We start from the raw sequence: 13,306 nt of genomic DNA on the forward strand, positions 1-13,306 counted from the left end.
GGGAAGTCTGGTCGGCAACGCTCATCACGGTTTCGTGGTGGGCCTGGTCGACATGGACGGGGTTCGTTGATGGCGCTGGTTCTGGCATTCGGTGTGGTCCTGCTGATCAGCGTCTCGCTGTCCGGCCTCGCCGCCCGCACGATCCTGTCGACCGCACTGATGTTCCTCGTCGCCGGCGCGCTGATCGGCCAAGGCGGTCTCGGGCTCGTCGACATCCCGTCCAACAGCGCGTTCGTGACAGTTCTGGCGGATCTCGCGTTGTTCACCGTGCTCTTCACGGACGGCCAGCGGGCCGGTCTGCCGGATCTGAAGCAGGGCTGGCGGCTGTCCGGGCGGGCACTGGGCCTGGCCATGCCGCTGACCATGGTCGGCATCGCCGTCCCCACGCACTTCCTCACCGGCCTGGACTGGACGACCTCGTTCCTGATCGGCGCGATCCTCTCGCCGACCGATCCCGTGTTCGCCTCCGCCATCGTGGGCCGCACCGACGTGCCCGCGCGGCTGCGGCGGCTCCTCAACGTCGAGTCCGGCCTCAACGACGGTCTCGCGCTGCCGTTCGTGCTGATCTTCCTGGCCACGGCGGCGAACAGGGACACCGACTTCGTCACGATCGGCATCGAGCTGGCCGCCGGACTCGCACTGGGCGTCGTCATCCCCGCGGTCGTGGTGCTGGCGTGGCGGTTGCGGATCTTCACCGCCGAACCGCGGCTGCAGGCGCTCGGCCCGTTGGCGATCGCGGTGATGCTGTACGCGACGTGTCACCTCACGCACGCCAACCCCTACCTCGCCGCGTTCGCGGCGGGATCGACCATCGCGACTCTGGACCGTGTTGCGGCAGAACACTTCGAGCACTTCGGCGACCTGCTGTCCGAGATCACCAAGTTCGCCGCACTGCTCGTCCTCGGCGCGCTGATCACGCCAGAGCGCATCTCGCACCTGAGCGTGGGGGACTGGGCGGTCGCGGTCATCGCGATCCTGCTCGTGCGGCCGGCGGCGATGATGCTGTCGTTGCTGCGCACGCCACTGCCCGCCCGCGAACGGTCGGTCGCCGCGTGGTTCGGCCCGAAGGGCTTCGCCTCCGTCGTCTACGGGCTCCTCGTGCTGCAGGCCGGAATCCCGGCCGGCGAGCACGTGTTCGACCTGGTCGCCATCACCATCGCGTTGTCGATCGTGCTGCACTCCTCGACCGACGTCCCCGTGGCCAAGGCGCTGAGCGTCGAGCCTCCCGACGGGTTGCCCACCGGCCAGCCTGATCGGCCTGAGCGGGAGCAGACTTGATGGAATCGTCGAACCTGACATTGGTCTGGGCAGTGTTGTGGCGCTGTCCTTTCTCGCGGCTCCACGCCGCTACTGGTATGTGCAGCCGCCCGCGATCCTTAGATGGGCGCTCGTGTGGTTCGACGGTGAATTCGCTGGCCACTGGACCGACTTCCTGGGACTGGCCGTGACGAGCGTCAGCATGCTTTCGCTGTGGTTGGTCAAACCACCTGGGCGCGCCGAGCAGCAGGACCGGCGTGCACCCTGACGAGGCCGCTGAAGCGGTGCTGCACGAACGGTGGTCACGCAGCCAGTTGCACGTGACGATGTTTTCCCTGGTCCTGCCGATGACGCAGGTGTTGTTGTGCGCAGCGGTCGTCGCAATGGCCGATGAGGGAATCACCTGGCCGACAGCGATTCCGTTGGTTTCGACTGTGATCGCAGCGGTGGCGTTGCGCCAGTTGCTCCAGCACCAGGCTCCTCTTGATCCCCTGATGTGGCGGCCCGCGGCGTTCCTCGTCGCGGGGGTGCAACTGCTGTCCGGCGCGATCCCCACCTACGGCATCGCCACGACCAGTGGCCCTGACGCGCTGACCGGGCCGGCCATCCTGTTCCTGTTCTGCTGGGCGGTCGCGATCGCGACCTGCGTGTCTGCTCACCGTGCCGGCCGCGCTCTTCTCACCCCGCTTGTGCCCGAGTTGGGATCGGCTGACCTGCGGCTGAGGCTCGCAGTCCGCGCGGCGACCACCGGACCTGAACGCGTGTCGGCACAGATCGTCGTCGAGCGTGACCGTGTCGAGTGGACGGCGCGCCTGCACACGCGCCGTGGCGGTGACCCCCGGATCGACCTGTCGGTTCCGTTCCGGGAACTGTTGCAGGTCACGCCGGTGACCCTGCCCGTCGTCCCTGAACTGAGGCCGTGGATCGTCCTGTCTGGAGGGATCACGTTGTACACGCAAGCCGGACCAGCGGTTCTGGTGACGGCCACCCACGACCAGTGGCTGATACCCGTCGACGACGCGGACCTCGTCGCAGATCTCGTCCGCCGCCGCCAGGCCCGGTGGCTGGAGGGAATTCTCTAGCGTTGCCGTGACCGCCTGTGCGGCCGGTCAGCCGTGCCGGCCGCGACGGCTCTCGGGCATGGCGTCGCCGGCCACGTCGGCCTGGTGCACATCCGGGATACCGTCGTTGTCCGCGTCGCGGTTCTCTTCCTCGTGGATGCGGCGGTACACCCGGTTGCGCAGCCGCAGGATCACCGTCGCGACCAGCGCGGACAGCACGGAACCCAGCAACACGGCCACCTTGGCGTGGTCGTAGTCGTCGCTGCCCTCACCGAACGACAGCTCGCTGACCAGGAGCGAGACGGTGAACCCGATGCCGGCGAGGATCGACAGGCCGACCACGTCGACCCACGACAGGTCGTCGTCCAGATCCGCCTTGGTGAACCGCGCGACCAGCCAGGTGGCCGCGGTGATGCCGATCGGTTTGCCCAGCAACAGACCGAGCACGATGCCGAGCGTCACGCTGTCGGTGAGCGAGGTGACGAAGCCGCTCAGACCGCCGATCGAGACGCCGGCCGCGAAGAAGGCGAAGACCGGTACGGCGACACCCGTGGACAGGGGTTGCCACCGGTGCTGGAACATCTCAGCCAGACCGGGACCTTCGCCGTACCGGCGGATCACCGGCACGGCGAACCCGAGCAACACGCCTGCCACGGTCGCGTGCACACCCGAGGCGTGCATCAGCGCCCACGTCGCCACCGCCAAGGGGATCAGCAGCCACCACGACCGGACGCGTCGCTGCACCAGCAGTGTGAACAAGCCCAGAGGAATGAACATCAGCAGCAACGGCAACAGCGACAGGTGATCGGTGTAGAACAGGGCGATGATCACGATGGCGATCAGGTCGTCCACGACCGCCAGGGTCAGCAGGAACGTCCGCAGCGCCGACGGCAGGCACCTGCCGATCACCGCCAGCACCGCCAGCGCGAACGCGATGTCGGTCGCGGTGGGGATGGCCCAGCCGGACAGCGAGGGGCCGCCACCGAGGTTGACCGCGGTGTAGATCAACGCGGGTATGGCGACACCGCCGAACGCCGCCGCGATCGAGACGGCGGCCCGCCGCGGATCGCGCAGGTCGCCCGCGACGAACTCGCGTTTGAGCTCCAGGCCCGCGACGAAGAAGAAGATCACCAGCAGGCCGTCGGAGGCCCATTCGGCGAGGCTGAGGCGCAGGTGCAGGGACTCGGGGCCGATCTCCACCGCGCGCAGGGTCTCGTAGATCGACGCCCACGGCGAGTTGGCCCAGACCAGGCCCACCACCGCCGCGACCAGCATGATGACGCCACCGACGGTCTCGAGGCGGAGCAGGTCGGCGATGCGCTTGGCCTCGGGCCAGGACGCGCGGCTGAACAGCCGGGTCTTCACGGGTTCCAAAACTCACTCCGGGTGTCGTCGGCCGCATCGCCGACCAGACTTCCCGGCACACCATGCCGCTCGTCACGGCAACAGCCCGACCGTACCTCACGACCGGGCAGCGGTGTGCGTGCCGAGAAATACGTCCGTGCAGGTCAGCAGGCATCGACGTGTTAGCGGTCATCATCCGGCATGATCGCGGCCGTGCTGGTCCGCTTCGCCTACCTCGCCGTCTCCCACGCCTTCGCCGCGCTGTGGCTCCTGCGCATGACCGATCGGGAGAAGGACGTCGAGATCCTCGCGTTACGCCACCAACTCGCGGTCCTGCACCGGCAACTCGGAGAGCAGCGCCCACAATTGCGGCCAGAGGACAGGGCATTGCTCGCAGCCTTGCTCGTGCCGTTGGCCCGCGCGACGTTACGCCAGCTCCGGCTCTTGGTCAGCCCGGACACGATTCTGAGGTGGCATCGCGACTTGATGAAGCGCCGCCATGCCCGCTTGAGCGTGAACCGGGCGTCCGGACGTCCGCGCACTGTCGCTTCGATCCGCCGGCTCGTCCTGCGCCTGGCAACCGAGAACCCCTCGTGGGGGTATCGACGTATCCACGGTGAACTCGCGCTGCTCGGTGTCGCGCTCGCCGCGTCGACGGTGTGGGAGATCCTCAAGACTGCCGGCATCGATCCGGCCCCGCGGCGCACGACCGTTACCTGGGCTGACTTCCTGCGCTCGCAGGCTGAGGCGATCCTGGCGATGGACTTCATTGAAACGGTCACGCTGACCGGCCAGCGCCAGTACATTCTCGCCGCCATCCACCACGCCAGCCGGCGTGTATGGATACTCGGCACCACCGCACACCCCACCCACGCCTGGGTCACCCAGGCCATCCGCAACCTGCTCATGGACCTCGAGGACACAGGACACCTCGCGCAGATCAAGTTCCTCACTCGTGACCGCGACGCCAAATACCCCGCGTTGATCGACAAGATCCTCGGCACCGCGGGAATCGCGACGGTGCTGACCGGTGTCCGGATGCCCCGCATGAACTCCATCATCGAACGCTGGGTCAAGACACTTCGCGCCGAACTGCTCGACCGCACATTGATCTGGAATCAGACCCACCTACGCCACGCGCTGCGGGAGTACGAGCGGCACTACAACGAGCGCGGCACATGACGGTCACTCGCTGGTGCGGCACCACAAGCATCGTCATGCTCCTTGACCTGCGTGGACGTAATTTTCGGCACCCACAGGGCGGGCGATGAGGCGTGAACTCCGCAGGTTCAGCGTTTGACGCGAGCGCGGATCGCCAGCGCGGCCAGAGCGAGCAGCAGCGGGCCGAGGCCGCGGCCGGCGTTGACGGTCCAGCGCCCGGCAATGGTGAGTTGCTGATCGGTGTCTCGGAACACGATCGAGCCGGTGGCCAGGCGAGCGGCACGCTCCAGCCTGGCGGCGGTCCATCGGTCGCCGAACGGCGGCAGGGTGGCGGGCGGTGTCCGGGCGTCGAGCACTACCTGTTGGGACCCGCCCGGTGCGGGGGCGGGCTGCACACTTCCGGTGAACTGCTGCAGTGGCGCTGCTGCGGGCAGGCCCAGGCCTGTCAGTAACGCGGTGAGCATCGTCAGAAGCAAGACGAGCGCTGCTAGCGCGCGGCTAGCCCGCTGACCATAGCCGGAGATCAACCAGTAGACGGTGAGCAGGAACCGTTCGACCCGGCGTGTCGAACGTGCGTGACGGCGGGCCTGCATCTCGCCGTAGTAGAAGTCGCCGGCACCGGGTTCGTCTTTTGCGTCCTCGAGGCCTTTGCGCAGCGCGCGGTAGATGACGGCGAGGCGTTCGTAGGTGATCGCGTCGTAGTCCCGCCCGGTGTCCGGTTGCCCCGCGACTACGCTTCGGTCCCGGGCGAACTTCTCCAGCCAAGCTTCGACATTGACACCGCGCTGCTTGCGCGCGATCACATGCAGCAGCTTCTCGTCCATGATGATCTCGCGTCCCCTGGCGTTGACGTAGTAGGCGCGTACGCCTGGCCGGGACGGGACGACAAAATCGAGGAAGCGTGACCGCCCTTCGATTCTCAGTTTGTCGAGATTGTATGCCCCGGCGAACAGGCACGGGGTGAGGTCGATGTTGGCAATGGTGAGCTCGTCAACATCGGTGCCTTGCAGGGACAGCAGAGCTGGCGCCAACGGGAAACTGTGCCCATGCGAGCGCACGCGCGAGTCGATGGTGTCGCTGCCCGACACGATGGACGCGGCTTCGAGGTGGGTGCGTCGCATGCTGACTGCCGTCCTATGAGCTCGCATGCGCAGCTCCATGCCTGCTTCGAAGCGGGCGTCATCAAGTCGGCAGTGAGCGTTTAGGACCATCACGGCGCGATGGCTGAACACACAGTCGGACAGGTCCACGCGCGAGGCCTCGACGGGGTCTAGATAGGCGCGTCCCGAGAACGTAGTCCCGCTGAAGATCAGCTGTTCTGCACAGACAGCGTGGAATCCTGCGAGGTCAGCGAAGGTGGCATCGGTGAACACACCGAGGCCCATGATTGTCTGCAGAAACCAGGCATCGCCGAGGAAATGCGCACGGTCGAAGCTGACAGTATCGGCGAACGTGGTGCTGGCAAAGAAGACCGGCCCAGGAAACTCGACCTTGGTGAAGTCGGCACCACATTCGAACGTGGCGTCGCTGAAGTCGGACACACCGCCGCCGCGCGCTGCGAAGTTGTGCGAAGCAGTCCGGAACTTCAGCCGAGTACCGGGGAAAGGCGCATCGCCGGCGAAGGTGCAGCCGCCGAAGTCGAATCGCGCGGCGTGGACGGTGTCAAGGATGTCACGGACATGGTCTGCGGTCAGGGTGGTGCCGCGGACATCGACGTGCGACTGCGCGTGCATGTCGCGCAGTGCTTCGCTGCGCTGGTGAACGGTCGCATGGGCGAAACACAGCTCGGGACCATCAGCGTGGGTGTCGGTGCGCAAGGTCCGGCCGGCACAGTCGTTGCGGCCACAACGCGGCCAGTCAACACCTCCGCGCTGATCCAGGCCATGCACGCTTCGGACGGCCGCATGCCAGGGCGCGCTCATCGAGCGCCCCCGGCCTCACTGGAATCGGTTGTCTGCGCCGATAGGGTCCCGAAGGGCAGGACGTCGTCCGGCTGCGTGTCCATAGCGTGTCGGCTCCTTGAAATGGCTGACGGGCTGGCAGCTCCCGCGCGAGGCGCAGACCCGCTGACCGGAGCCGACGAAGGCTATCGGGCGCACGGTTCCGATCTGTCGGCAACGCTAAGTGATCAGATCAGACTGAGTTCGCGTAGGCAGATGATCGAGCAGGCGAGACTCAGAATGGCTTGATCTGGAATCAGGCTCATCTGCGGCTAGCGCTGTGTGAGTACGAGCGGCACTACAACGAGCACCGAACCACTGATCACTCGCTGGCGCGACACCCCTGCGAGTCCGGCCTCAGTCTGTCGATCCCGCTCAGATCGAACGCTTCACATAGGCCGACATGGCCTTCTCGGCTGAGCCATCCAGGAGTGCCGCCATGTGTCTTGAGCTGCATGGATGTAGTTCTCGGCGCGCGCAATGGCGCTCGTGGAGGCGGCGGCCGTCGCCCGATCTACGTCCGGTTCTCCGCGTCCGACGAGCCTCCCTCGCGCCCCTGCGGCTAGCCTTTCGAGGTTCGGTGGGAGGAGTCGAAGTGGCGGACCTGGAGTACCTGCTCACGCGTGCCTGGAACCCCGACACCCGTCCGCTGGCGGAAGAGGCGTGGCGGTGCTACAACGCGGGAGCGATCCGTGCGAGCATCGCCGCGACCTGGACCGCGGTCACCGCCGACATCACCGCCAAGCTCATCCTGCTGGCCGACAACGGTGACGCGGCAGCAGCTGCCTTCCGCAGCGAGGTCTACGCCGCACAGGACAAAGGCATCCACCCCGACGGTGTGCGTTCCATGCAGAACATCGAAGCCGCCTTGCTCGCCAAAGCCTTCGACTTAGAACTCGTCGACTCGATCGGCCAGCGAGAGCTGGAACGTATCCGTGAGGACCGCAACCTGTCGGTCCACCCTTCGCTGCGCCGCTCCGGCGAGGTTTACGAACCCCCTCCCGAGACCGCGCGCGGACACCTGACGGTGGCACTGACGACACTGCTGACCTTGCCCCCGACGCAGGGCGGGAAGATTGTCGAGGCGTACCTGGATTACACCTGCGATCCCTCGTTTGTCCCCGTCCCCCTGCACATCCAGACGACGTTCTTCGCCCATGTCCGGACCAGCGCCCGGACGAACATCACGAAACTGGCCGCCAAGCACGCCCTACGCGAACTGAACCCGGACGGGCGACTGCCGGCGATCGAGTACGCGGACCGGTCCGCCGTCGTCCTGGCCGCCTTCGCCGAGCAGGACAGGGAACTGGTCCGTTCCGTGGTCGCGGCACAACGTGACCACTTCCAGCGACTCGACGGTGCGGCCCAACTGCGCGCTCTCGTCCGACTTGGCGACCAGGACTACTTCTGGGACATGGTGGACAACCCGCTTCGTGACCTGCTCCAAGGTCTGGTCGAAGCCCGGCTGGAGGACTCCGTCAGCCTGCACACGGACTGGGTTCCCCTACCGACAGACCTCACCGCGATCCTCGCTTCCGTCGCGAGTAGCCCAGCACGGGAACGCCTGCCCGAACTGGAGCGACGCTTCAACCAGCTCAACACCTTCCACAAGATGAACGTGGTCGCGGCCCGCCCCGCCCGGTACTTCGTGCCCGCCGTACTCTCCTTCATCGCCGAGGCGTGGTCATTCCGAGTCGGAGAGCAGGCAGGCAACTGCTCGTCTAGCACGCCTCATTTCTGACCGGCGACGATCTCCAGCAAGCTCTAGAAGACTGGGCACTCAACTCCCAATGCCGCGAAGCCGCCCAGATGCCAGACCTCGCAGTGACCCTTCTCCACGACACCAGCCACCTCGGTCGGACCAGACTCGCCACCTTCGCCCAATTCCTCGCCACTGTCCAATCGCTGGCGAAGGAAGGTGACAGCTACTACCGCTACCCGGCGCTCGAGATGGCCCTGCAAGCCACAGGGCACCTCGCAGAGTCCGGGTGAGCGGGCACCGACGACGACTTGTCTGTGTCGACCGCATGCGGTCTCATGTGGTCGACGGTCTGGCAGCGCTCAGGCGGAAGTAGTCACGGCTCGGCACGTCGGAGAGATCGACCTGGCTTCGAGGCCGTCATTTCGAAATCCGCGGTTATGGCGGAAAAGGTTGCTCATCGTGTTCGACGAGCGTTGGACAAAGTGCCGGAGCGCCTGGTCACCTCGCCGTGCGGGCCGCTGACCGAGATGGCCAGGACCCCGAGTACGGCCCTGTGCCGGCGCCGGTGGCGCGGGTGTGCGCGCTGACGTACTTCTGCACGGACACTGGCGTCCACCCCGCCCCGGCCGGGCACGAGGCCATCGCCGAGGCCGTCCTGGCCGCCGTGGGTTACTGATTCGGCTGGTTTGCCGCGTACTCCGCCCGGTTCCACAGCGTGAAGTAGAGGACGTCGGTCCACCAGTTGAGGCCGATCGGGTTCTCGGTCCTGTCGTCACGCGTGTTGTCGAAGTCGTCGGTCAGCACGAGCCCGTGGAACGCGTCCAGGCCGCTGCCGCGCGAGCACGGCCCCGGCCGCCGCTGCGTCGTCGGGCAGCGCGTCGATGGCCGCGCCTGCCGCCCGGCACAGGTCGAGGTGGCCCTCGATTAGCGTCCGCAGCTCGTCCTCGCCGCTCTCGATCATGGTGTCGAGCTCGATGGTCTCGAGCAGGACGTACCGGTCGCGGTGCGCGTGGAGGAACCGCTCCGCCTCGGCGAGCCCGGCGTGCAGGCCTTCGGCGTCGCTCACGGCGCGCACGGCGGCGGCGAACTTCGTCAGCCGCGCGAACCCGGCGTCGAACTCACCGCTGATGGCGTACAGCGTGGTCCTGCTCTCCGGGGGCTCGCCGTCGAACCCGTCGGCGATCAGGGAAGCGCACAGCCGGGGATCGCCGGACAGGAGCACCAGGAAGGAGAACGGGATGGCGTAGGGCCATTCCGACAACCCGGAAACCGTTTCCGGTCGGTCCTCATAGGACTCCGGCCGGTTTCCGGTGCTGTACAGGTACGAACGGTTCGCCATGACCGGATCCTATGACGGGGCGAGACCTGGGAAGGCAGATGGTCCGTTTCGGCTGCGGGTAGACGCGGGCGTTCTCCGCTTCCCCCGCCCCCGCAGGAGTTGGCCCTTGAGACTGTCAGGCTCCATTGATCGAGTAGTTGGTATTCCACGGTGAATCTCGAACAACGCGGTACGCCGACAGGTGCCGATCAGCGACGACAGCACTGCGATGGCGGTGCGTGCGTGATGAGACCGGCGGAGGGAGAAGAGCCGGACTGCGGTTGCGTGCCCCGATGACTGGAAGAGTGCGCCTATCAAGCACGCCGCCGATGTCAGGACCGGCGACGCCCAGAACTTGATGAGTGCGTCGGTTCAGTGCTGAGCGGTCGCGTACCGCGCCGCCTCGATCATCTGCGTCAGGTCGTCGACGTCGAACTGGTAGGCGTCGAGCACGAATCCTCGCCCGGAGCGCTTCCGGTCGAGAATGGACCGGTACGCGCTGAGCATCCGGTTGTACCGGGCAAGCCTGGAGGAGTGGGAGTTGCCGCGCTCCCCGGTGGTCAGTCGCTCGCGGAACTTGCTCCACCTGCCCTCGCTCTTGTCCTTGACGAGGTGCCTGGCGTAGCTGAGCATTCGTGACTCGTCCGGCTTGTTCATGTCGAAGCCGTCGAAGACGAGGATGTGCTGCGCCTTCGTGCCGAGTCGTTCACGATCTGCGGGAGGAAGCTGTTCGAGGCTGTGTTCCAGCACCCGGAACATTTCCAGGAAGTCGTTGAGGCGCGTGCACTCAGCGGGGGTGAGTTCAGCTGACATGTAACCGAACTCAGAGTGGTACTCCTCGGTGAACCCGTCGGTCATGACTTCGGCGAGCCGCCGGTGGTAGTCCCTGTCGTCTTCGTCGTCTTCGGGGAGCCTGGCCAAGATCTGGTGCAACAGTGTGAACGTCTTGCGCTGGACGACGTCCAGAGTCCTCGGAACCACGACGCCGGCGTCCCGATCGGGTGCGTCGCCGTCGCCGAAGCCGAGCAGGGTATCGATGGCGGTCCTGAGCAGGTTGCTGACCGTCGTGCCTTGGGCGCGTGCCGCACGTTCGAGCTCATCGCGGACGGAATCCTCCACCCGCAGTGTCAGAGTGGCCACCGTAACCTCCTGTATGTCAGTCGTACATCCTGTCATACAGTAATACGCTCAGGTGGATGCGAAGTCAACGGGCTACTGTGGAGGGTGTGGGCAGCACTCGGCGGGCTCGAGGTCGCCGGTGAGCACCCGTGCGGCCTCCGCGGCGGCGCGGACATCATAAGCGCGGGAATCCCCGCGTCGGACACCTCAGTGATGGACCCCTTGGTCGGCCGCTGATACCGCGGTGGCGCTTCGGCGGCCAGCGCCCGTCCCACGGTGTTCCTGCTGATCCCGAGCTGATGGACGATCGCCTTGATCGGCATCCCCTCAGCGCGGTGAAGACGGCGGATCTCCGCCCAGTCCTCCACTTTGAGCACTCCTCCCGCACCGCGCCCAGGCCGCCCGATCGGTGTGGTGGCCGGAGCCTGGGGGCATGCTGACGGTCATGAATCGTGAGCACGACGTCGTCGTCTTCGGCGCCACCGGGTTCGTGGGGGCGCTGACCGCCGCATACCTGGCCCGGCACGCCCCCGAGGGCGTGCGGTTCGCGCTGGCCGGGCGGTCCGCGGACAAGCTCGCCGCCACCAGGGCTGGGTTGCCTGCGGTGGCGCGGGAGTGGCCGCTGGTCGTCGCTGACTCGGGGGACCCGGTCGCGCTGGCGGCGCTGGCCGCGTCGACGCGAGTGCTGGCCACCACCGTCGGCCCGTATGCGCGTTACGGGCTCCCGGTCGTCGAGGCGTGCGCACGGGCCGGCACGCATTACGCGGATCTGACCGGCGAGGTGTTGTTCGTCCGGGCCGCGATCGACGCGGTGCATGAACTGGCCCTGGAGTCCGGAGCCCGGATCGTGCATGCCTGCGGCTACGACTCGATCCCGTCCGATCTGGGCATGCTGTTGCTGCACGAGCGGGCCGTGGCCGACCGCGCGGGACCGCTCACCGACGTGCGGTTGGTGGCTACGGTCCGCGGCGGTTTCAGCGGCGGCACGATCGACTCGCTGCGGGCGCAGATCGAAGCCTACGAGAGCAATCCCGGCCTGCGCCGCGTCGCGGCCGATCCGCATGCGCTCAGTCCCGACCGCGCAGCAGAGCCGACGCCCGCACAGCCCCGTGACGCGGGGATGCCCTCCCGCGCCGCCGACGGAACGTGGCAGGCGCCGTTTGTGATGGCCCCGTTCAACACCCGCATCGTGCGGCGCAGCAACGCCCTGCTCGATTGGGCCTACGGGCCGCAGCTGCGCTACGGCGAGGTCATGGGCGCGGGGAAGGGAGTGACCGGAGCGCTCGTGGCGGCCGGTATCACCGGTGGGCTGGCCGGGCTGGTCGGGGCGATGTCGGTCAAGCCCGTCCGCGGCCTGCTCGACCGGGTGCTGCCCTCGCCCGGTACCGGGCCCAGCGAACAGGCTCGTGCGAAGGGCTGGTTCCGTTCGGTGCTGCACGCCACCACCGGCTCGGGGCGCCGCTACCGGGCCACAGTCGCCGGACCAGGCGATCCCGGCTACGCCGCCACGGCCGTCATGCTCGGGCAGAGCGCCCTCTGCCTGGCCCTCGACGACCTCCCGCAGCGGTCCGGCTCGCTCACGCCTGCGACGGCCATGGGCCGGCCTCTGATCGATCGCCTGCGGCTCGCCGGCCACACCTACGACGTCACGAATGCCTAACCCACGCCACCTTGCGGGGTTGGGCGCCGGCAGAGGGCCAGGATGTAGATCCGTACGTCGTCGGCGAGTACTTGGCGGCTTGATCAACGAGTACGAGCCTGCAGCAGCGTGATCCGCAGGTCAGACATGTTGAGCCATGTTTTGGCACCCCACAGGGTCGTAGAGCCAGGGCGCCACCGCGGCGGGCTGGTCTCGGTGTGGAACCGGATGATCAGCGAGTCGAGCTGCGGGTCGTTGCCGGTTGTGCCGACGACCTCGTTGAGCTGGTCCATCTGCATTCCGGACAACGCCCGCCGGTTGCTGGGCTGGCGCCGGGGCTTGGCGAATGTCGGTCGGGCTGCGGTCACTGAGCGAGATGTCTGCCTACTGGTCCAAACGTTCCTGGCGAGCCTCGCTCTCGCGCTAGCGCTCGTGGAGGTCACATCACGCGGCGCCGGCCGCGTCGAAGCGCTGTTCCTCGACGACGGCTCGGGACGCTCGACACGAACGCGCTCCGCCAGGCGCTGGGGGAGCTGCACCGCAACGCGGGCGATGGCCGCCTCGTGGCGGTGATCAGCCACATGTGCGACGTGGCGGAGAACTTCGAGCACATCCTCTTGGTCGAGAAGTCCTTGAAGGGCAGCACCGCGCGATGGCTGTCGCCGGAGGAGCGCGACGAGCTCATGGATGACGACATGGCCTCGGGGTTGAGGTCTTGAGCCAGCATCGGTCCTGAAGCTGCGCGACCGCACGCTCCAGGACACC

General features: G+C 67.1%; 13 protein-coding genes and 1 pseudogene. 7 read left to right on the top strand and 7 right to left on the bottom strand.

Going from position 1 to position 13,306, the window contains the following annotated elements; translation table 11 throughout:
• Window positions 1–69 precede the first annotated feature (69 nt).
• Together BBK82_RS36040 and BBK82_RS36045 are read left to right on the top strand one after the other, a co-directional pair.
• Window positions 70–1,278: a cation:proton antiporter gene (locus BBK82_RS36040; protein WP_065918951.1), complete on the top strand. Its 1,209-nt coding sequence runs from the start codon at window positions 70–72 to the stop codon at window positions 1,276–1,278.
• Between the two features lie 236 nt (window positions 1,279–1,514).
• Window positions 1,515–2,339, top strand: coding sequence for a hypothetical protein (locus tag BBK82_RS36045; RefSeq protein ID WP_065918952.1), 825 nt, complete (start codon window positions 1,515–1,517; stop codon window positions 2,337–2,339).
• 27 nt (window positions 2,340–2,366) lie between these two features.
• On the opposite strand, the gene nhaA is transcribed toward BBK82_RS36045, so the two are convergent.
• The gene (gene nhaA / locus BBK82_RS36050; protein WP_065918953.1) at window positions 2,367–3,692 is read right to left on the bottom strand and encodes a Na+/H+ antiporter NhaA; all 1,326 of its coding nucleotides are present in this window, start codon (window positions 3,690–3,692) and stop codon (window positions 2,367–2,369) included.
• A gap of 171 nt (window positions 3,693–3,863) precedes the next feature.
• Here nhaA and BBK82_RS54975 point away from each other — a divergent pair, with 171 nt between their 5' ends.
• A complete protein-coding gene (locus tag BBK82_RS54975) occupies window positions 3,864–4,844 on the top strand; it encodes an integrase core domain-containing protein (protein ID WP_065918954.1) in 981 nt (326 codons plus the stop codon).
• A gap of 107 nt (window positions 4,845–4,951) precedes the next feature.
• Here the strand turns inward: BBK82_RS54975 and BBK82_RS36060 are convergent, their stop codons facing one another.
• A complete protein-coding gene (locus BBK82_RS36060; RefSeq protein WP_154697702.1) occupies window positions 4,952–6,745 on the bottom strand; it encodes a pentapeptide repeat-containing protein in 1,794 nt (597 codons plus the stop codon).
• Between the two features lie 613 nt (window positions 6,746–7,358).
• On the opposite strand from BBK82_RS36060, the gene BBK82_RS36065 reads away from it, so the two are divergent.
• Window positions 7,359–8,504 carry a hypothetical protein gene (locus BBK82_RS36065; RefSeq protein WP_065918956.1) on the top strand — a complete coding sequence of 382 codons (1,146 nt, stop codon included), beginning with the start codon at window positions 7,359–7,361 and terminating at the stop codon, window positions 8,502–8,504.
• 469 nt (window positions 8,505–8,973) lie between these two features.
• Complete coding sequence (locus tag BBK82_RS50935) at window positions 8,974–9,141, top strand: hypothetical protein (protein WP_154697703.1); 168 nt, start codon at window positions 8,974–8,976, stop codon at window positions 9,139–9,141.
• On the opposite strand, the gene BBK82_RS55900 is transcribed toward BBK82_RS50935, so the two are convergent.
• The 4 genes and pseudogenes from BBK82_RS55900 to BBK82_RS50940 all read right to left on the bottom strand — a co-directional run.
• On the bottom strand, window positions 9,135–9,269 hold the full coding sequence (locus tag BBK82_RS55900; protein ID WP_257785408.1) for a hypothetical protein: 135 nt from the start codon (window positions 9,267–9,269) through the stop codon (window positions 9,135–9,137). The two genes, BBK82_RS50935 and BBK82_RS55900, sit on opposite strands and share 7 nt — an antisense overlap.
• Window positions 9,238–9,804, bottom strand: a complete 567-nt coding sequence (locus BBK82_RS36075) for a DUF7822 domain-containing protein (RefSeq protein WP_065918958.1) — start codon at window positions 9,802–9,804, stop codon at window positions 9,238–9,240. The genes BBK82_RS55900 and BBK82_RS36075 overlap by 32 nt, the downstream gene beginning before the upstream one ends.
• Window positions 9,805–10,155: 351 nt before the next feature.
• Window positions 10,156–10,923, bottom strand: a complete 768-nt coding sequence (locus tag BBK82_RS36080; protein WP_065918959.1) for a YfbU family protein — start codon at window positions 10,921–10,923, stop codon at window positions 10,156–10,158.
• 208 nt (window positions 10,924–11,131) lie between these two features.
• Window positions 11,132–11,279, bottom strand: a pseudogene (locus BBK82_RS50940) (helix-turn-helix domain-containing protein); the annotation flags it as partial.
• A gap of 68 nt (window positions 11,280–11,347) precedes the next feature.
• Here BBK82_RS50940 and BBK82_RS36085 point away from each other — a divergent pair.
• Complete coding sequence (locus BBK82_RS36085; RefSeq protein WP_237047755.1) at window positions 11,348–12,562, top strand: saccharopine dehydrogenase family protein; 1,215 nt, start codon at window positions 11,348–11,350, stop codon at window positions 12,560–12,562.
• An 83-nt stretch (window positions 12,563–12,645) separates the two neighbouring features.
• Here BBK82_RS36085 and BBK82_RS36090 read toward each other — a convergent pair whose 3' ends face one another.
• Window positions 12,646–12,909, bottom strand: coding sequence for a hypothetical protein (locus tag BBK82_RS36090; RefSeq protein WP_154697704.1), 264 nt, complete (start codon window positions 12,907–12,909; stop codon window positions 12,646–12,648).
• Between the two features lie 195 nt (window positions 12,910–13,104).
• On the opposite strand from BBK82_RS36090, the gene BBK82_RS50945 reads away from it, so the two are divergent.
• Window positions 13,105–13,260: a hypothetical protein gene (locus BBK82_RS50945; RefSeq protein ID WP_154697705.1), complete on the top strand. Its 156-nt coding sequence runs from the start codon at window positions 13,105–13,107 to the stop codon at window positions 13,258–13,260.
• Window positions 13,261–13,306: the final 46 nt, after the last annotated feature.

The organism is Lentzea guizhouensis, from assembly GCF_001701025.1.
Classification (GTDB): Bacteria; Actinomycetota; Actinomycetes; order Mycobacteriales; family Pseudonocardiaceae; genus Lentzea; species Lentzea guizhouensis.